The 18,213-nt window shown below is 71.5% G+C and carries 20 protein-coding genes; 9 read left to right on the top strand and 11 right to left on the bottom strand.

The window, feature by feature from the left end; genetic code table 11:
* Positions 1-51 precede the first annotated feature (51 nt).
* A complete protein-coding gene (locus AB0P29_RS03240; RefSeq protein ID WP_363378431.1) occupies positions 52-1,671 on the bottom strand; it encodes a sodium/solute symporter in 1,620 nt (539 codons plus the stop codon).
* A complete protein-coding gene (locus AB0P29_RS03245; protein ID WP_197471567.1) occupies positions 1,668-2,018 on the bottom strand; it encodes a DUF485 domain-containing protein in 351 nt (116 codons plus the stop codon). Before AB0P29_RS03245 ends, AB0P29_RS03240 begins: the two co-directional genes overlap by 4 nt.
* A gap of 125 nt (positions 2,019-2,143) precedes the next feature.
* On the opposite strand from AB0P29_RS03245, the gene AB0P29_RS03250 reads away from it, so the two are divergent.
* Together AB0P29_RS03250 and AB0P29_RS03255 are read left to right on the top strand one after the other, a co-directional pair.
* Positions 2,144-2,992, top strand: a complete 849-nt coding sequence (locus tag AB0P29_RS03250) for a LuxR C-terminal-related transcriptional regulator (RefSeq protein ID WP_311284092.1) — start codon at positions 2,144-2,146, stop codon at positions 2,990-2,992.
* 28 nt (positions 2,993-3,020) lie between these two features.
* A complete protein-coding gene (locus AB0P29_RS03255) occupies positions 3,021-3,386 on the top strand; it encodes an Lsr2 family protein (RefSeq protein ID WP_217532244.1) in 366 nt (121 codons plus the stop codon).
* 30 nt (positions 3,387-3,416) lie between these two features.
* Here the strand turns inward: AB0P29_RS03255 and AB0P29_RS03260 are convergent, their stop codons facing one another.
* Positions 3,417-4,085, bottom strand: coding sequence for a LysE/ArgO family amino acid transporter (locus AB0P29_RS03260; protein ID WP_363378433.1), 669 nt, complete (start codon positions 4,083-4,085; stop codon positions 3,417-3,419).
* Between the two features lie 75 nt (positions 4,086-4,160).
* Here AB0P29_RS03260 and AB0P29_RS03265 point away from each other — a divergent pair, with 75 nt between their 5' ends.
* Positions 4,161-5,042 (top strand): LysR family transcriptional regulator ArgP, encoded by an 882-nt coding sequence (locus AB0P29_RS03265; protein WP_363378435.1) that lies wholly within the window; start codon positions 4,161-4,163, stop codon positions 5,040-5,042.
* A gap of 105 nt (positions 5,043-5,147) precedes the next feature.
* Positions 5,148-5,417, top strand: a complete 270-nt coding sequence (locus AB0P29_RS03270) for a hypothetical protein (protein ID WP_217532311.1) — start codon at positions 5,148-5,150, stop codon at positions 5,415-5,417.
* Here the strand turns inward: AB0P29_RS03270 and AB0P29_RS03275 are convergent, their stop codons facing one another.
* From AB0P29_RS03275 to AB0P29_RS03300, 6 genes are read right to left on the bottom strand one after another with little or no spacing between them, the layout of a single operon-like run.
* Complete coding sequence (locus tag AB0P29_RS03275; protein WP_311284094.1) at positions 5,418-6,260, bottom strand: hypothetical protein; 843 nt, start codon at positions 6,258-6,260, stop codon at positions 5,418-5,420. It lies immediately after the preceding gene.
* 29 nt (positions 6,261-6,289) lie between these two features.
* Positions 6,290-6,679: a hypothetical protein gene (locus AB0P29_RS03280; protein WP_363378438.1), complete on the bottom strand. Its 390-nt coding sequence runs from the start codon at positions 6,677-6,679 to the stop codon at positions 6,290-6,292.
* Positions 6,680-6,694: 15 nt separating this feature from the next.
* The gene (locus tag AB0P29_RS03285; protein WP_363378440.1) at positions 6,695-8,362 is read right to left on the bottom strand and encodes an AAA family ATPase; all 1,668 of its coding nucleotides are present in this window, start codon (positions 8,360-8,362) and stop codon (positions 6,695-6,697) included.
* Positions 8,363-8,398: 36 nt separating this feature from the next.
* A complete protein-coding gene (locus tag AB0P29_RS03290) occupies positions 8,399-8,914 on the bottom strand; it encodes an SRPBCC family protein (RefSeq protein ID WP_253034093.1) in 516 nt (171 codons plus the stop codon).
* A 20-nt stretch (positions 8,915-8,934) separates the two neighbouring features.
* Positions 8,935-9,597 (bottom strand): response regulator, encoded by a 663-nt coding sequence (locus AB0P29_RS03295; RefSeq protein WP_363378442.1) that lies wholly within the window; start codon positions 9,595-9,597, stop codon positions 8,935-8,937.
* A complete protein-coding gene (locus tag AB0P29_RS03300) occupies positions 9,594-11,165 on the bottom strand; it encodes an ATP-binding protein (RefSeq protein ID WP_363378444.1) in 1,572 nt (523 codons plus the stop codon). Before AB0P29_RS03300 ends, AB0P29_RS03295 begins: the two co-directional genes overlap by 4 nt.
* Before the next feature lie 172 nt (positions 11,166-11,337).
* Here AB0P29_RS03300 and AB0P29_RS03305 point away from each other — a divergent pair, with 172 nt between their 5' ends.
* From AB0P29_RS03305 to AB0P29_RS03320, 4 genes are all read left to right on the top strand, one after another.
* Complete coding sequence (locus AB0P29_RS03305; RefSeq protein ID WP_363378447.1) at positions 11,338-12,357, top strand: tripartite tricarboxylate transporter substrate binding protein; 1,020 nt, start codon at positions 11,338-11,340, stop codon at positions 12,355-12,357.
* Positions 12,354-12,911 (top strand): tripartite tricarboxylate transporter TctB family protein, encoded by a 558-nt coding sequence (locus tag AB0P29_RS03310; RefSeq protein WP_253034097.1) that lies wholly within the window; start codon positions 12,354-12,356, stop codon positions 12,909-12,911. The genes AB0P29_RS03305 and AB0P29_RS03310 overlap by 4 nt, the downstream gene beginning before the upstream one ends.
* Before the next feature lie 12 nt (positions 12,912-12,923).
* Positions 12,924-14,618: a tripartite tricarboxylate transporter permease gene (locus AB0P29_RS03315; RefSeq protein WP_363378450.1), complete on the top strand. Its 1,695-nt coding sequence runs from the start codon at positions 12,924-12,926 to the stop codon at positions 14,616-14,618.
* Positions 14,619-14,705: 87 nt separating this feature from the next.
* Positions 14,706-16,049, top strand: a complete 1,344-nt coding sequence (locus AB0P29_RS03320) for a hypothetical protein (protein ID WP_363378542.1) — start codon at positions 14,706-14,708, stop codon at positions 16,047-16,049.
* Positions 16,050-16,447: 398 nt separating this feature from the next.
* Here the strand turns inward: AB0P29_RS03320 and AB0P29_RS03325 are convergent, their stop codons facing one another.
* Both AB0P29_RS03325 and AB0P29_RS03330 read right to left on the bottom strand, forming a co-directional pair.
* Positions 16,448-16,999, bottom strand: a complete 552-nt coding sequence (locus AB0P29_RS03325; protein ID WP_363378452.1) for a hypothetical protein — start codon at positions 16,997-16,999, stop codon at positions 16,448-16,450.
* Entirely contained in the window at positions 16,996-17,679 is a 684-nt protein-coding gene (locus AB0P29_RS03330) for a hypothetical protein (RefSeq protein ID WP_363378454.1), read from the bottom strand. The genes AB0P29_RS03325 and AB0P29_RS03330 overlap by 4 nt, the downstream gene beginning before the upstream one ends.
* A gap of 148 nt (positions 17,680-17,827) precedes the next feature.
* Between AB0P29_RS03330 and AB0P29_RS03335 the strand changes: the two genes are divergently transcribed.
* Complete coding sequence (locus AB0P29_RS03335; RefSeq protein ID WP_363378456.1) at positions 17,828-18,199, top strand: response regulator transcription factor; 372 nt, start codon at positions 17,828-17,830, stop codon at positions 18,197-18,199.
* The last annotated feature ends 14 nt before the right edge of the window (positions 18,200-18,213 follow it).

Here is an 18,213-nt window from a genome sequence, read left to right on the forward strand (position 1 = left end):
CGGGCAGGGACGTGTAGGCCGTCCCTGCCCGCCTCGTCGCGGCATCCGCTCTTAGTGGTCGACCGCCTTCTCGGCGCCGTACCCGGTCAGCGAGCGGACCTCCATCTCGGCGGCCTTCGTGGCGTCCTCGGCCTTGCGGGAGGTCACCGACCCCAGCCAGCCGAGGAGGAAGCCCACCGGGATCGAGACGATGCCCGGGTTGTTGAGCGGCCAGATCGCCGTGCCGACGTTCTTGAACACACTCGTCTCGGTGCCCCAGAAGACGGGCGACAGAACGATGAGCACGATCGCGGTCGCGAGTCCCCCGTACATGCTCCACACGGCGCCGCGCGTCGTGAACTTGCGCCAGAACAGCGAGTACAGGATCGTCGGCAGGTTGGCCGAGGCGGCGACCGCGAAGGCCAGCGCGACGAGGAACGCCACGTTCTGCCCCTGCACGCCGATGCCACCCAGGATCGCGAGCACACCGATCACGATGACCGTGCGACGGGCGACCTTGACCTCGCCGTCCGGCGGCACGTTCCCCTTCTTCACGACGTTCGCGTAGATGTCGTGCGCGAAGGATGCCGCGGCCGTGATCGTGAGCCCGGCGACGACCGCGAGGATCGTGGCGAACGCGACCGCCGAGATGAACCCGAGCAGCACCGGTCCGCCGAGGGCCTCGGCGAGCAGCGGCGCGGCGGAGTTGACGCCACCGGGCGCCGCCTTGATCGTCTCGGAGCCGACGATGGCGCCGGCGCCGTAGCCCAGGACGAGCGTCAGCAGGTAGAAGAGGCCGATCAGCCAGATCGCCCAGACCACGGACCGGCGCGCCTCCTTGGCAGTCGGCACCGTGTAGAAGCGCATGAGCACGTGCGGCAGCCCCGCGGTGCCGAGCACGAGCGCGATCGCGAGGGAGATGAAGTCCCACGGGTTGGCGCCGTACTGCAGGCCAGGGCCGAGAATCGCGTCCTGCGGGTCAGTCGTCGACTTCTGCACGGCCGCCTCGAGGAGCGTGTCGAGGCTGAACCCGTTCATCGCGAGCACCCAGATCGTCATGACGATGGCGCCGCCGATGAGCAGGAACGCCTTGACGATCTGCACCCACGTCGTGCCCTTCATGCCACCGATGAGGACGTAGACGATCATCAGCACGCCGACGACGGCGACGACGATCGACTGCCCGATCTGCTCGGTGATCCCCAGCAGCAGCGAGACGAGACCACCCGCACCGGCCATCTGGGCGAGCAGGTAGAAGAAGCAGACCGCGAGCGTCGTGATCGCCGCGGCGAGCCGCACCGGGCGCTGCTTCAGACGGAACGACAGGACGTCGGCCATCGTGAACTTGCCCGTGTTGCGCATGAGCTCGGCGACCAGCAGCAGCGCGACGAGCCACGCGACGAGGAAGCCGATCGAGTAGAGGAACCCGTCGTAGCCGTTGATCGCGATCGCGCCGACGATGCCGAGGAAGGATGCCGCCGACAGGTAGTCGCCGGCGATGGCGAACCCGTTCTGCGGACCCGTGAAGGAGCGGCCTGCGGCGTAGTAGTCGGCGGCCGTCTTGTTGTTGCGACTGGCGCGGATGACGATGAACAGCGTCACCGCGACAAATGCGCCGAAGATCGAGATGTTGAGGACGGGGTTGTTCGTCGCGGCGCCGGCGGGGGCCGCGGCGAGGAGCACGGGGGTCATCGGGCCTCCTGCCGTTCGAGGTCTGCCCGGATTTCGGAGGAGATCGGGTCGAGCTTGCGGTTCGCGAAGGCGACGTAGCCCATCGTGATGGCGAACGTGGTGACGAACTGTCCGAGGCCCAGGAGCAGGCCGATCGTGATGTGACCGAACACCTCCTGCGCCATGAAGTCCGGAGCGAAGGACGAGAGCAGGACGTAGACGAAGTACCAGATGAGGAAGAGCACGGCCAGCGGGAAGACGACGCTGCGGTGCTTCTTCTTCAGCTCGACGAACCGCGGCGATCGTTCGACCGCGACGTAGTCGATGGCACTCCCTTCCACGCCTCCGTGGGGTGACTGGGACGACATGTGGCCTCCTTGCCTCATGGGGTGAGCGACGGTGCTCGCACGAGCCGTTCCTGGGAATCGGCCGCGTGGTAGGTTCGACCGTACGAAGGCGGCAGAGGTGCCGTCACCCCCGGAAGTAGGTACGCGTGGGATCGTCGGTCGAGAGCGACGCGGACACGCGGCTCGTCTCCCGAGCCGTGTCCGATCTGGCCCGTCAGACGCGTTTTCCCGTCGTCTTCGGCGGTCTCGAACGCGGCGGCGCCGTCCACGTCACCGCGATCTCGGGCACCCGCACCCGCAGCATCGAGGGACTCGTCGTCGAAGCCGGTCGCGGTCTGGGCGGTGCCGCGATGATCGAGAAGCGACCCCGCCTCGCCCTGGACTACCGCACCGCGCGCACGATCACGCACGACTACGACCGCGCCATCCTCGGCGAAGGCATCTCGACCCTGCTGGCCGTGCCCGTCGTCGTCACCGGCCGCCCGCGCGGCATCGTCTACTGCGGGTCGTGGACCCCCGGCCCCGTCGGAGATCTCGTCAGCCGGCCCGCCTTCCGCGCCGCCGACATGCTCGCGACCGAGCTGCGCGTCCGCGAGGAGGTCGACCGTCGCGTCGCCGCGCTGACGCCCGCCGAACCCGCCCTGCCCGCCTCCGCGCAGGAGGATCTGCGCGAAAGCTACGCCGAGCTGCGGAGCATCGCCGCATCCGTCACCGACCCCGACCTGCGGGAGCGGATCGCGGCGGTCGAGAAACGCCTCGCGGGGATGTCGCGACCGGCGGCGGCCGAGGCATCGCTCGACGTCGCCCTCTCGCCGCGCGAGCTCGACGTGCTCGCCTGCTGCGCGCTCGGCGCCACCAATGCGGAGATCGCCGCGTCGCTGTCGCTGCGCGAGGGGACGGTCAAGTCGTACCTGCAGGCGGCGATGGCGAAACTGGATGCTTCGACCCGCCACGCCGCCGTCGCCAAGGCGCGCCGGGCCGGACTTCTGCCGTAGCGAGCACGCGCGCCACTAGGGTGAGCGCATGGCCCGCAAAATCGTGCATCAGCTCGTCGACGACCTGGACGGCACCGTCCTCGAGGTCGGCGACGGAGAGACCGTGCTCTTCTCCCTCGACGGCACCGCCTACGAGATCGACCTCACCCACGACAACGCGAACGCCCTGCGCGACGTCCTGGCGCCGTACATCGACGCCGCGCGTCGTGTCTCGTCGCGCGGGACGACCTCACGCGCGGTCACCTCGTCGAACGGCGGCGGCCGCAAGCAGAAGCGAGCCGGGCAGCGCGACTACGCGCCGATCCGCGAGTGGGCCGCGAAGAACGGCTACCAGGTCTCGGAGCGCGGTCGCGTGCCGGCGCAGGTGCTCGACGCGTACGACGCCGCGCACTGACGGTCGCCGCGCCGCGGCATCCCCGCCCGATCAGCCGAGGACGAGGCTGACGGCGATGACGAGCATGATGACGGCGATGCCGGCGTCGAGGATGCGCCACGCGCGTGCCGTGCGCAGGAGCGGCGCGAGGTAGCGCGCGCCGTAGCCGAACACCACGAACCAGAGGGTGCTGCCGACGATGCCGCCGGCGAGGAAGAACCAACGCGCGTCACCGTGCGTCGCCGCCACCGACCCCAGCACGACGGTCGTTTCGACGATCGCGTGGGGGTTCAACCAGGTGACGGCGAGGATGGTCAGGAGCGTCGCGGTCCTCGTCGCCGCGCGCGGCCGGACGAGGACGGTGCCGGGGGTCGCGGCATCCGTCGGGGTCTCCGGCTCAGCGGCTTCGAGGCTGCCGCCGCCACGCCAGGCTCGACGCGCACTGACGAACGCGAACCCCACGATGAAGGCCGCACCCGCCCACCGCGCGATCGTCTCGAGCCACGGGTGGGCGGTGACGAGGGTCGCGACGCCGGCGACGCCGAGGGTCTGCAGGATCGCGTCGCTGACGACGCAGACGAGCACGACGATCCCCACGTGTTCGCGCCGCAGACCCTGGCGCAGCACGATCGCGTTCTGCGCGCCGATCGAGACGATGAGACCGAGGCAGAGTCCGAGGCCCGAGAGGAAGGCGGCGAGTTCGGGAGTCACAGGTCCCACGGTAGGCAGGTCGCCTCCTGCAGTACAGCGAAGGATTCTGCATCATCTGAAGCATCGCTTCACTACGCTGATCGCATGGACATCCCGTTCGAACACCTGCGCACGCTGGCCGCCGCCGTCGACGCCGGCACGCTGGATCGCGCGGCCGCACGGCTCGGGATCACCCCGAGCGCGGTCAGCCAGCGCATCCGCGTCATCGAACAGCGGGTCGGACGGGTCGTGCTGCGACGGACCAAACCGGTGACCGCGACGGAGGCGGGCGAGCCGCTCGTGCGTCTCGCGCGTCAGCTCGACCTGCTCGAGCACGACGCCCGCGCCGCCCTGGGCGACGATGCGGGCTCGGCAGTGGTGCCGCTCGCCGTCAACGCCGACTCGCTCATCACCTGGTTCCTCCCGGCACTCACCGCCGTCACCGCCGCGCACCCGGTCACGTTCGACCTGCACCGCGAGGACCAGGAACGCACGGCGCAGCTGCTCGCGGCGGGCACGGTCATGGCGGCCGTCACCTCGCAGCGCGACGCGGTGGCCGGATGCGTCTCCTCACCCCTGGGGCGGATGCGGTACACCGCCATCGCGACGCGGGGCTTCGCAGATCGGTGGTTCCCGCAGGGGCTCGGGCGGGCCGCGCTCGAAGCCGCACCTCGCGTCGACTTCGACCGTCACGACACGCTGCAGAGCGCGTTCGCACGCCGACACGGCGCCCGGCGGGACGCCCCCCGCCACATCATCAGCGCGTCGGCCGAGTTCGCGCAGGCGATCACGATCGGCCTGGGGTGGGGGATGCTGCTGCCCGGCCAATTCGAGGCGGGTGTCGCCGACGGCTCGCTCGTCATTCTGGCCGACGACACGGTCGAGGTCCCCCTGTTCTGGCAGCGCTGGAACCTCTCGTCGCCGCTCCTCGAGACGGTCACGACGGCCGTCCGCGAGGCCGCGGAACGCTCGCCCGCCGTCGGGTAGCGCGCGCCCCGAGTCGCGTCAATCCCCTCCGCCGCGCGGGTGCGCGGGGCGATGGTGATCACCTGGGATACGTGTCGACGGGGTGAGCGGAACGAGGTGCAGAACATGTTCGTGGATTCGGAGACGCTGCGCGCACTGCCGACGCGTCGACCGGCGGATGCCGCACCCCGAGCGTCGCGTATCCAGTGGGACCTGATCGCGGAGGACCGCTACGAGGTCCGGATCGCCGGCGAGGTCGCCGGCTACATCGACGTCGTCGGCGCGGTCTACGTGGTCCTCACGGGGCCGCGGTACGACCGGGCCGAGGAGGTCGCGCAGACCCTCGTCTGGTCGACCGCCACGACCGCACTCGACCAGCACCGCGCGCGCGGCTGATCAGTCGGCCGCACGGTCGGCCGCGGACCGTGCCTTCGTCGCGGCGGTACGGGCTCGGCGGCGCTGCTCGGCAAGGTCCTCGACCTCGGCGCGTGCCCGCTCGGCATCGTCCTCGAGACGGGCGCGCTCACGGTCGAGTTCCGCCAGGCGGTCCTCGAGCGACGACGCCCTCTCCTGCGCCGCCTGCCAGCGGTCCTCGATGCGATCGAGGTCGCGCTCGAGACTCTCGGCGTGACGTCGCGCCTCGGCCGCCGCCCGCGCGGCCTCGCGGGCCGCGCGACGCTCGGCGAGGTCGTCGGTCGGCTCGGGCCGGGCTGAGGCGACGTCGAAGGGTCCCGAGACCGCGTCGGAGAGGTCGGGCGCGTCCATTCCGGTCGCCTCGATGGGGCGTAGCAACCGGGCGCTCGCGACGGCAGCCGCGGCATCCGGATCCCGCAGCGCGGCGTCGAGGGTCTGCTCGACTGCGGTGCGGATGGTGCCGCCTACCTCGACACCGCGCTCGCCCGCACGCCGCACGGCGCGATCGACGAGGTCACGGAGGATGCTGCGACGGCGCCGGGTGAGATCGGCGAGAGCGCGAGCATCGCCGACATCCACTGCTTCGCGGAACTCGTCGGCGAGCTCGGCGGCCGAGGTGAGCGCGTCGGGGTCATCTGAGGCGAGCAGGTTGACGACCCAGGCGGCGAGGACCGGTTTGCGGAGCTTCTTGATCGCGGCCGCGAGATCCTTGTCGGATGCCTCCGCCGCGGCTGCGGTGCGCAACGCGACGAAATCACCGGCGGGAGCCACGCTCAGCCGCGTGGCGACCTCGATCAGCCGCGTGGCGTCCGTCTCACCGGTCATTTCCCCATCCTCCCCCAGGGGCGGTGCGGTCAGCCCGCCCAGAAGACCGCAAGGCCGTACACGACGAGGCAGACGGCGAGCGGCGCGATCGCGGCCGGCCGACGTCGCCGCATCCCGAGGATCGCGACGCACGCCGACAGCGCACCGACCACGGCGAAGCCGATCGTCCGCAGCCATCCCGTCTGCGTCACGACGACGCCGTCGCCCGAAGCCGCCTGCCACTCGCAGCGGCGCCCGACCGGCCATGCCGTCGCCTCGGCGGAGATCAGCGCCACTTCCGACACGGCGACGCCGGCAGGGATCTCAGCCGCGAGGCAGCGGGCGTCGGCGCTCTCGCGGGTGTCGAGCCAGAGTCCCCCCAGGAGGATCGCTCCGGTCAGCACCGCGACGACCAGCATCACCGCCGTCGCGAGACGCACGACTCGGACGCCGGCTCAGAGGCCGTTCGCGACGGCGGCGGCGGCGCGCATCCAGGCGTCCTTCGTGCGCGACTGCAGGGCGTCGTACCGGATGCGGCCGGCCTTGAGCGCGTCGTCGAACGGGATGATCTCGACCGCGCGGACGTGACCCTCGAAGCCGGCGGCGATGCGCTGCGCGGCGCCGATGCCGGCACGCTCGGACTGCCCGACGACGACCACGGCGCCGTCGGCGAGGCGGCGCGAGTGCTCGTCGCGCTTGCGCAGCGCGTCGAGGAGGAGGGCGGCGGATTCGGCCGACTCGGGGGCGGCGAGGGTCGGGACGACGAGCTGATGCGCCGAATCGATCATGCGCAGCCAGCGGTCGGCCGACTCATCGTTGCCCGAGTCGAAGATGACCATGCGGTAGTACCGCGCCGCGACCTGTGCGAGCAGGTCGAAGTCGGCGGTCGTGATGCGCTGGTCGGCCGCGAGCAGTTCGGGGTTCGAGCGCAGCACGTCGTAGCGGTCGACGGACTGGTGATGAACGAATCGTGCGATGTCGGAGACGGATGCGGTCGCCTCGAGCAGCCGCGATGCTTCGGGGAGCAGGTCGCGGATCGTCGTGTCGTAGTCGCCCTGCTCGGTGCGCCACCCCAGGGTGCCGCGGGTGTCGTTGTTGTCCCACGCGAGGACGTTGCCGCCGCCGTGGCGCGCGAACACCGCCGACAGCACCGCGGTCGTCATGGTCTTGCCGACGCCGCCCTTGCCGTTGGCGACGGCGATGGCGCGGCATCCGGCCCACTGACGCGAGACCGCCTTCTCGCGCTCCGCACGCGCGAGTTCCGCCTTCGACGGCTTGATCGGGATGCCGATCCGCACGAAGAACGATCGCCAGCCCGAAACGGTGGCGGGGTGAACCTCGGGAGGCTCGATGAACGAGGGACGGGACCCGTTCGAGGCGGATGCCTCGAACGCGGTCTCGGGCGCGGGTGCGCCGTCGGTGGGGGCCGGCGCCTCGGGCGTGGCGGTCGCTGTGCTGTGCGGTTCGGCTGCGGGCTCCGGTTCGTCCGCGGGCTCCGGCTCGGCTGCGGGCTCCGGCTCGTCCGCGGGCGCGACGTCGACGGGGTCGGTTCCCGTCGCCGGGGCGGCTGCGGGGATCTCGGTCACGCGGGCGGGCGCCCATTCGGCCGGCGCCGCGTCGTCCTCGTCGAGGTCGTCGTCGTCCCCGCTGTCGAAGACGGGGGGCCGCTCGGCGGACTCAGGGACAGGGTTCGACGACGGCGGGAAGAACGCCGGCACCTCGGCGACGAGCTCGGGCTCCGCGCCATCCACCTCGGGCTCAGCCTCCGCGGCGGGAGCGTCGTCCTCGTCAGCCTCGGCCTCGTGCACCGGCTCGGGGTCCGTGGTCCACCACGCCTGCTGGCGCAGCTCCGCACGGGTGACGGTGCGGTCATCCACCTCGACGTCGATCTCACCCGAAGGTCCGATGATCAGGCGATGCTCACCGCGGTCGCCGCTTGTGCGCAGTTCGATCGCCGCGCCGGCGGCCGCGGCATCCGCTCTCACCCGGTCGACGATGAGGCGGCGCACGCCATCGGCGTCAGGAGCGTCGAGGGTCTGTTCGGCGCCGTCGACCGTCGTGAACCGTGCCGACCCACCGGTGACGTGCGCGGAGGCGTGTGTCGGTTCACTGCCAGTGCTCATGGATTCCTCTCGGTGCGCGACGGACGCGCTCCCACGCTATCGCGCGCGACGCCGAAATCCCCGGTGGACGGTCAGAGTCGCCGCGTCAGCCGCCCGGCCACCCGAGGCCGCGGCGGCTTTCCGGACCAGCACCGCGTTCCGCGTACGGATCAGCCGCTGCATGTACGGGCGCAGCAGGAGCGGTTCGACGATCACCCCGAGCAGCGGCGAGCGCAGGGTCACGGTGTCGGTCATGACCGTGACGTCCCCGTCCCGCTCGAACCGGTGCTCGTGACGGAAGACCCGGAACGGTCCGCGCACCTGCTCGTCGACGAACCGACGCGGCCGCTCGAGCGCGGTGATCTGCGAGGTCATCGTCCACATCACGCCGAAGTGGCGGGCGCGCCAGGTGACGCTCTCCCCCAGCCCGATCGTCCCGCTCGTCACCCCGGCGACAGCGCGCTCGCGCGACCGCCGCATGGAGTCGAGGTGCGCGTCGATCGACAGCGAGAGGTCGAACAGCACCTCCGGCGCGCAGCGCACACGCGTGACCTCGGTGAAGGTGGTCGTCATCCCGTCAGGCTATCCACCGCTCACACGACGTATCGCGTGCTCGGCCGCCCGGCGGTCGCGTAGTCCATCGTGCGGCGGGCGGCGCCCTCGTCGGCGAGGTGCTCGAGGTAGCGCCGGCAGCTCACCCGCGAGAGGCCGAGCTCCGCGGCGAGGTCGGCGGCAGTCCCGCCGCCGAGGCGGCGCAGCGCGTCGTGCACGAGCTCGAGCGTCTCGCGTGTGAGCCCCTTCGGCAGCGAGCGCCGGGCAGAGGGCCGCATGACGGCATCGATCCGGGTCTGGTCGAGGGTGCCGCCGGATGCCGCGGCTCCCCGCTCGGCGATGACGTCGTCGATCCGCTGGTGCAGGTCGTGGGCGGTGAACGGCTTCACGATGTAGTGCCGCACGCCCATGAGCCGCGCGTCGCGGACGGTCTCGACGTCGCGGGCCGCGGTGACGGCGACGACTTCGGGCTGGCGGACGGCGGCATCCGCTCTTACCGCGCGGAGCGCCTCGATACCCGAGAAGCCGGGCAGGTGCACGTCGAGCAGCACGAGGTCGGGTTCGAGGGAGCGGATGGCGGCGACGGCATCGGGGCCGGATGCCGCCGTGCCGACGAGTTCGCACTGCGGATGGGCGTCGACGAAGCGGCCGTGCAGCTGGGCGACGGCGGGGGCGTCGTCGACGACCAGCACGCGGAGGCTCACGAGACCCTCGCGGGGACGGGGAGGACGACGGCGAAGCGCGCCCCGCCGAGGGCGGACCGGCTGAGGACGACGTCGCCCGAGTGGCGGCGGGCGATGCGGCGGACGAGGGCGAGGCCGACGCCGCGGGTGCGGGCGCTCGGATCCTTCGTGCTGACGCCCTCGTCGAAGACCCGGTCGGCGAGCGCGGGATCGACTCCGGGACCGCTGTCCTCGACGATGACGCTGACGCCCTCGGCGCCGGCGTGCACGGCGAGCGCGAGCGTGTCGCCGGCGCGGCACGCGTCGAACGCGTTGTCGACGAGGTTGCCGACCACCGTGACGAGGTCCCCGGTCACAGCAGCGGGGACCATGCCCTCGGCGTCGATGGAGAAGGTGATGCCGAGTTCGCGCGAGCGCGCGAGCTTCGCCGAGAGGAGAGCCGCGAGCTCGGGCCCCAGCTGCTCGCTGGCGGCGCCGATGTCGAGCGAGCCGCCCGGCTGCATCCGCGCGATGAAGTCGCGTGCGTCGTCCCAGGCGCCGAGTTCGAGGAGCCCCGACACGACGTGCATCGAATTGGCGAACTCGTGCGCCTGCGCGCGCAGTCCGTCGGTGAGCGACTGCTGGCCATCCATCTCGCGGACCGCCTGGTGCAGTTCGGTGTGGTCGCGCAGCAGCAGGGTGCCGCCGACCGGCTTGCCGTCGTCGTCGTACAGACCCGTCGCCCGGGCGATGAGCGGACGCTCCCCGGCGAGGACGAGGCGCCCCTCGCGCTCCCCGTTGACGAGGACCTCGTGGATCGGTCCCTCGAGCACGTCCGAGGCTCGCTCGCCGATGAGCGGTCCCGCCCCGAGCAGGCGCACGGCGGCGTCGTTCGCGCTCGCGACGACCCCGTCGCGGTCCACGCGGACCACCCCCTCCGACAGACGGTGCAGCATCGTCTCGCGCTCGGCCACGAGCTCGGCGATCTGCTCCGGCTCGAGGCCCAGGATGCGACGACGGATGAGGGTAGCGACCCCGGCTGCACCGAACACGCCGACGACGGCCGAGCCGCCGAGCGCGAGGAGCAGCCACGGCAGCCGCGACTGCACGTCGGCGGCGAGCTCCGATTCGAGCACGCCGACCGAGACGGATCCGATGACCTCGCCCGAGACGGCGCCGCCGGCGTACAGCGGCACCTTCACGCGATACGACTCGCCGAGGGTCCCGGTCTCGGTACCCGACCACACCTGGCCCGACAGCGGCGCGGACGGGTCGGTCGACACAGCCTCGCCGATGCGGTCCTCGTTCGGATGCGAGTAGCGGATGCCGGCGGCATCCGTCACGACGACGTAGGTGAGATCGGATGCCTCGCGGATGACCTCGGCGAGCGGCTGGATCGTGGCGCTCGGGTCGGGGTCGTCGAACGCCTCGGCGATGGAGGGGAGCCTGCTGATCGAGAGGGCCACCCCCACCATCCGCTCCCGGTAGGACTCTCGGATGGAGCGCTCCTGCAGGGAGATCGCGACGACCCCGGCGATCACGATGACGACGCAGACGATGAAGGCTTGCAGCAGCAGCAGCTGCCATCTCAGCGACATCGCTCGGGGCACGCGCTCATTCTCCCCCGGAGCGCCCCGTCGCGCCCACCCCGGACGGGACCAATACTTTCCGAACTCGCTCTTAGTTGCGCAAGCGCGACACCGACGACGCCGCTGCCTAGCGTCTGTGCGAACGGACGTCGGGGCGAGGATGCCTCGACGGAACTCGAAGAGGAGTCCCCCCATGCGCAAGTCCCTCGCGATCATCGCCCTCGCGGGCGTCGCCGCCCTCACCCTGTCCGGCTGCAACCCCCGCGGCGCTGCCGTCGGCGGCGGCGGCGCGGAGTCCGAGGAGGCGGCTGCCCAGGTCGACGACGTCAGCATCATCGTCCCCGCCGACCCCGGCGGCGGCTGGGACCAGACCGGCCGCGCCGTCTCGGCGGTGCTCACCGACGAGGACCTCGTCGGCACGGCCGCGGTCACCAACATCGGCGGCGCCGGCGGCACCGTCGGCCTCGCGAGCCTCGCGAACGAGAAGGACCCGTACACCCTCATGGTGACCGGCCTTGTGATGGTCGGCGCGGTCGAGACGAACGCCGCTGAGAACCGCATCGAGGACACCACCCCGATCGCGCGCCTCACCGAGGAGCCCCTCGTCGTCGTCGTTCCGGCCGACAGCGAGTACCAGACCCTGCAGGACCTCGTCGATGCGGTCGTCGCGGACGGTCAGTCGGTCACGATCACCGGCGGCTCCGCCGGTGGCGCCGACCACATCCTCGCGGGCCTCCTGCTCGAGGAGGCCGGCCTCGACGGCGCCGGCATCACCGAGAAGCTCAATTACATCCCGAACGCCGGTGGCGGCGAGGCGGTCTCGCTGCTGCTCGGCAACAACGCGGCGGCGGGCATCTCGGGTGTCGGCGAGTTCGCCGAGTACGTCGAGTCCGGCGACCTGCGCGCCCTCGCCGTCTCGAGCGACGAGCCGGCCCGGCTGCTGCCCGACACCCCGACGATGATCGACGAGGGCTTCGACATCACGTACACGAACTGGCGCGGCCTGCTGGCCCCCGGCGGCATCAGCGACGCGGATGCCGAGGGCCTTGTGAACCTCGTCACCGAGATGCACGAGTCGGCCGCCTGGCAGGAGGCGCTCGAGACCAACGGCTGGACCGACGCCTTCCTCACCGGCGACGAGTTCTCGACCTTCGTCGACGAGAACGTCACCGACGTGACGAGCACCCTGAAGAACATCGGTCTCGTGTCATGAGCGAGAGCACTCTGGACCGGGGTGCGCAGGAGACTGCGCGCCCCGGCTGGGGGGCGGACCGCATCGGCAACCTGATCTTCGCCGGCGTGATCGTCGCCCTGGGCGTGTTCGCCCTGGTCGGCGCGTTCTCGATCCGCGTTCCCGCCGGCGGGGTGATCGGCCCGCAGGTGTTCCCGTTCCTCGTCTCGGCGATCCTCCTCGCCTCGGGTGCCTTCCTGGTCGTCGCCGCCGTGCGCGGCAAGGTCGCCGCCCCCGAGGACGGCGAGGACATCGACCCGAACGCGGCGACCGACTGGTGGACGATCCTCAAGCTCGTGGGACTCGTCGTCGGCGTCATCGTCCTGCTCGAGATCCTCGGCTGGTGGATGGTCGCCGCGCTCCTGTTCGGCGGAGCGGCCTGGACCCTCGGCGCCAAGCGCCCGTGGGTCGCCTTCCTCGCCGGGCTCGTGCTCGGCGTCGGCACCCAACTGCTGTTCGGCGAGGGCCTCGGCCTGTCGCTTCCCCGCGGCATGGCCTTCGACTGGTGGTACGGCCCCGGTCCCCTGTTCGGCTGATCGGAAGAGATCATGGACGCACTGAACTCCCTCATGGAGGGCTTCGCGACGGCGCTGCAGCCCGAGTACCTCCTCTTCGCCTTCATCGGCGTGATCGTCGGCACCGCTGTCGGCGTCCTCCCCGGCATCGGTCCCGCGATGACCGTGGCGCTGCTGCTGCCGCTGACCTACTCGCTCTCCCCCACGGCGGCGATCATCACGTTCGCCGGCATCTACTACGGCGGCATGTACGGCGGCTCGACCACCAGCATCCTGCTCAACACCCCGGGCGAATCGGCGTCGGTCATCACCGCCATCGAAGGCAACAAGATGGCCAAGCTCGGCCGGGGCGCCGCGGCGCTCGCGACCGCAGCGATCGGCTCGTTCGTCGCCGGGACGATCGCGACGGCGCTGCTGACGCTGTTCGCCCCGATCATCGCGCGCTTCGCGGTGAACCTCGCGCCGGCGGACTTCGTCGCGCTCATCGTCGTCGCCTTCATCACCGTCGGCGCGCTGCTCGGCTCGTCGCCGGCGCGCGGTCTCGCCTCGCTCGGCATCGGCCTGCTCATCGGGCTCATCGGCACCGAGGTGACCACGGGGCAGGCGCGCTACACCCTCGGTGTCCTCGCGCTGTCGGACGGCATCAGCGTCGTGCTCGTCGCGGTCGGCCTGTTCGCGATCGGCGAGGCGTTCTACGTCGCCGCCCGTCTGCGGCACGGACCGATCCCGGTGATCCCCGTCACCCGCGGCTGGCGCAACTGGATGACCCGCGAGGACTGGAAGCGCTCGTGGAAACCGTGGCTGCGCGGCACGTTCATCGGCTTCCCCGTCGGGACGATCCCCGCCGGCGGCGCGGACGTCGCGACCTTCCTCTCGTACGCGAGCGAGAAGGGCCTGTCGAAGAACAAGAGCCAGTTCGGTCGCGGTGCGATCGAGGGCGTCGCCGGTCCGGAGGCCGCGAACAACGCCGCTGCGGCCGGTGTGCTCGTGCCGCTGCTGACGCTCGGACTGCCGACGACGGCGACCGCGGCGATCATCATCACGGCGTTCCAGTCGTACGGCATCCAGCCCGGTCCGCAGCTGTTCCAGAACCAGGGCGACCTGGTGTGGGCGCTCATCGCGAGCCTCTACATCGGCAACGTGCTGCTCATCATCCTGAACCTGCCGCTGGCGGGCATCTGGGTGAAGCTGCTGCAGATCCCGCGGCCCTACCTGTACGCGGGCATCATCACGTTCGCCGTTCTCGGGGCGTACGCCGTCAGCTTCTCGACGCTCGACATCGCGATCCTGCTGGTCGTCGGCGCGCTCGGGTACTTCATGCGCCGGTTCGGATTCCCGATCGCGCCGCTCATCGTCGGACTCATCCTGGGCCCGATGGGCGAGCAGCAGCTGCGCAAGGCGCTGCAGCTGAGCCAGGGCGACCTCGCCGACCTCGTGCTGCACCCGTTCGCCGCCGTCGCGTACTCGGTGCTGGCGGTCATGCTCGTCGCGGGTCTGTGGCTCAAGCGCCGGCAGAGCCGGTACGAACGCGCGCTCGAGGCGTCGCTCGCCGCCGAAGAGGGACACCCGCAGGCGGCCGTGGACCGGATGTGGGATGCCGGTGACCGCCCGACCGACGTCCGCACCGACACGATCCGGGCCGAGCTCGCCGCGGCCGCCGCGACGCGCGAGGCGCGCGAGCGTCGGGGCCGCCGGGGCACCGGCGACTCGGGCGGCGGCGCGGGCTGAGCCGCGGCATCCGCCGACGCCCGTCCGATCCCCGTGGTCGGGCGGGCGTCGCCGCGTCGGTGCCACTACGGTGAGACCGTGCGAACCATGCTCGGCCTCACGTGGCGCCTCCTCGTGCGCCACTGGCCGGCGCTGCTCGCGTGGTACCTGGCCGGGACGCTCGGCCGGTACGTCGGCCTCGAGGTCGCCGGGTACGTCGGCGGGTACACCGCGCTCGGCGGCATCCTGCTGCTGCCGTTGGCGATCCTCGCGAAGCTCATCAGCCTCGTCGCGATGTTCCTCGTGCTCCGCGACGGGATGGTGCGGCTCGGTGCGATCGCACCGCCGCCGACGGAGCGGCGCGCCCGACGGGCGGCATTCCGCGACGCGATGCTCTCCTCGACTCTGCCCTTCATGGCGATCTACGCGGCCCTCGGCTTCCTGAAGGAGGACTTCGCCGTCTACGTCGACACGGCCATCCAGGTGAAGCTCGGGCGCGGCTTGACCGGAGTGGTCTCGGGCGTGGAGGTCGACACCTCGGGAACCGTGACGGCGCTCACCTGGGAGCCGTGGACGATCGCCGTCGTCGTGGCCGCGTTCGTCGGCCGGTGGGCCTGGGGACGGTGGAACGGACGTCTGCCCCGCTGGACGGGGCTCGCCGCGACATACCTCGAGGGCCTCTGGGTCTTCCTGACGGTCCTGTTCGTCAGCGACCTGTTCGGTCATGTCACGTCCTGGGTGCAGTCCCGCCGCGCGATCGAATGGCTCGGCGACCTGCGCGAGACGGTCGGAACGTGGTTCGATCCGCTGGGATGGGCGTGGGATGGTGTGGCCCTCGTCGTCGGCGAGGCGGTGGGGCTGATCGCCGTGCCGCTGGCGTGGCTGACCGTCGCCGGTGTCGTCTACGGCCAGGCCGTCGCTCCGCAGGGCGTCCAGTGGCGCGGCGACCTCGTGCGCCGCGCCAGGGAACGCTACGGCAGCCTCCCCCAGCGCCTGCGCCGCCGGCTGGGCGACATCGGGGCGAGGGTCGGGGCGAGGTTCCAACCCATCTGGCGTGCGATCGTGCTGATGTGGCGCGGCGGCCCGATCCTCGTGGGCGGCTACGTCCTCGCCTACGTCGTGATCCAGCTCCTCGACCCGCTGCTGACGTTCGGGGTGACGCGAGCGGTCGGGCCGCACGGCGTCGACGACTTCTGGCGCGGAGCCGGAGGGCTGCTCCTCGGCATCCCGGCCCTCGTCATCGAGCCGCTGCGGGTGTCTCTCATCGCCGGTGCGTACGACGCCACGGTCGGCGCGCTGATCGGTGCAGCCGTCGTCGCGTCAGGGCACGACGACGAGTCGAACGTAGCGCGGCAGCTCGTCGACGAGCGTGAACTCGACGCCGAGCTCTCCCGTGACGTCGTCGGGGACGATGAAGGGCACGTCGATCGTGAAAGGCCCGTCCGGGAATGAGTCGGCCTCCGGGTCGGCCGGACAGAACGTGTGGAGCCGCCAATCCCAGCGGAGGATCTGGTGGTCGGCCTCCCACAGCCGCCCCTGTCCCCCGAGTTCACGCAGCACCGGGATCGAGCACGCCGTCGACGCCCCGTGCCGGTCGACGGGCACGCTGACGGCGACCACCTTTGTGCCGGGCGGCAACTCGACGTCCGGGACGGTGATCTCCTCCGCCGTCGCGGGACCGAACGTGATCCCGTCGAAGTCGATCGTGGTGCCCGCGTCGGCCGTCACGGCGAACGTCGGGCGCCCCTGCACCTGCTTCCAGAACTCCCACCCGCCGGCGACTCCGACCGTCAGCGGGACAAGGACGACGACCGCGAGCAGCGCGCGCCGGTTGCGGCGCCACCACGCGCTCACAGCCCGCCTCCCACGGTCGGGCGGAGCTCGCGCGCGTCCTCACGCGGAAGCTCGGCGAGGTCGAGCGTCATCTCGATGACCGAGTCCAGCCTCACGTCTCCCGCCTTGGACGCGAAGCGGATGGTCGCCTCCGACCCGGTGACCTCCTCCGGCAGTTCGAAGGCGAGGCTCCCCGTCGTCGTGATCCCCGCCCCGAGGGGCTCGCTCAGCACGGACTCCGGGCGCTCGCTGGCCCGGTAGGTGCGACCGTCCACCTCGAGCGTCGCCGTTCCGAGGAGCGCGCGCTCCTCACTCGTCTTGGCGGAGAGCGCGAGATCGACGACCAGCCAGTCCCCCTCCGCGGTCCACCCCCGGCGATCCGAAGCGGTGGTTGCGAGGACGACGTCGTCGACCGTGACGATCAGTTCCGATCCGACGGCTCGCTCCCCGATCCGGGCCTCCGTCACGAACGAGGCTTCGGTGAACTCGGGGCCGGGCGTGACCTTGGTCACACCCCACGCGGCGACGAGCAGCGTGATCCCGATGGCCCACACCGCCCACGGCCTCACTGCTCGACCTCCGTCTGCTCTGCGTCGGCCCCGGCACCCACGTCGGTGACCGGGATCGCGATGCGCGCCGTCACGACCGGATCGGACCAGACGTCGCCCGACAACACGACCTGCCCCTCTTGGAGGGTGAAGTCTCGGAGTTCGAGCTCGAGCTCGTCGCCCGCAGCCAGTTCATCTGCGTCGATGATCCAGGTCACGACGAGCTCGACGGGCATCTGCGGCTGCAGCCATGGCTCCTTCGTCCCGTCATCGAACCGGGCCGCTGCCACGGGTACCGGATCCGCGAGCGAGGGCGCGCGGAGCATCCCCGTCAGGGACGCGTCGTTCTCCGCCGGCACCGCGCGATCCCACGTGTTCTCGGCGGTCACGACGACGGCGAGGACCCGCTCACCCTCCTCGGCGTTCGCAGACGCGCCCGCCTCGGGGAACGAGTCGATGAGCACCGCCCGCTCCACCGTGAACGCGAGCATGTCGTTGCGGTGCTCGTCGCCGGGCTGGAGGGTCGCGATGGGGGGCGCGGCGACGGCTTCGAGCCCGCCGAACGCGGCCGCCGCGCCGAGGAACACGGCGGTGACGATGCCGGGGAGCCACGCGGTGGGGACCCGGTCGGTGACATCGCGCAGCCACCGGGCATTCCGCAGGGAACGGATGCCCCGGGGCTCATCTCCGGAGGCTGTCACGGCGTCATCCTAGCGACGCGGGCACCGGCATCCGTCCCTCTCATGCCGACAGCGCGAACTCCTCGGCCGGGGGCGCGGTCGAACGCCGGCACGCCCCCGCCCGCGGCCGGGGTTCGTCCATACCCCGGGATCGTGTCAGAGTACGGGGGTGGAGATTTCCGTGCTCGTGGTTGACGACGACGACGACATCGCTATGCTCCTCGTCTCCAGCCTCGACCGCGCGGGGATCGTGGCCGGCCGCGCCGGCAACGGCCGGGAGGCGGTCGAACGGGTCGTCGCCGACCATCCGCACGTCGTGCTGATGGACTGGATGATGCCCGGCACCGACGGCATTCAGGCAGCGCGTGAGATCCGGGCCGCCGGCATCCCGCAGCCCCACATCATCATGCTCACCGCGCGCGTCCACAGTTCGGACCGGGAGGAGGCGCTCCGCGCCGGGGTCGACGAGGTCGTCGCCAAACCCTTCCGTCCGCGCGAGATCGTCGCGCACGTGAAGGAACTGCTCGCCGCGGTGGCCTGACGGCGCTACGCCGT

Origin of the sequence: Microbacterium sp. NPDC080220 (genome assembly GCF_040686395.1) — a bacterium.
GTDB classification, from domain to species: Bacteria; Actinomycetota; Actinomycetes; order Actinomycetales; family Microbacteriaceae; genus Microbacterium; species Microbacterium gawkjiense.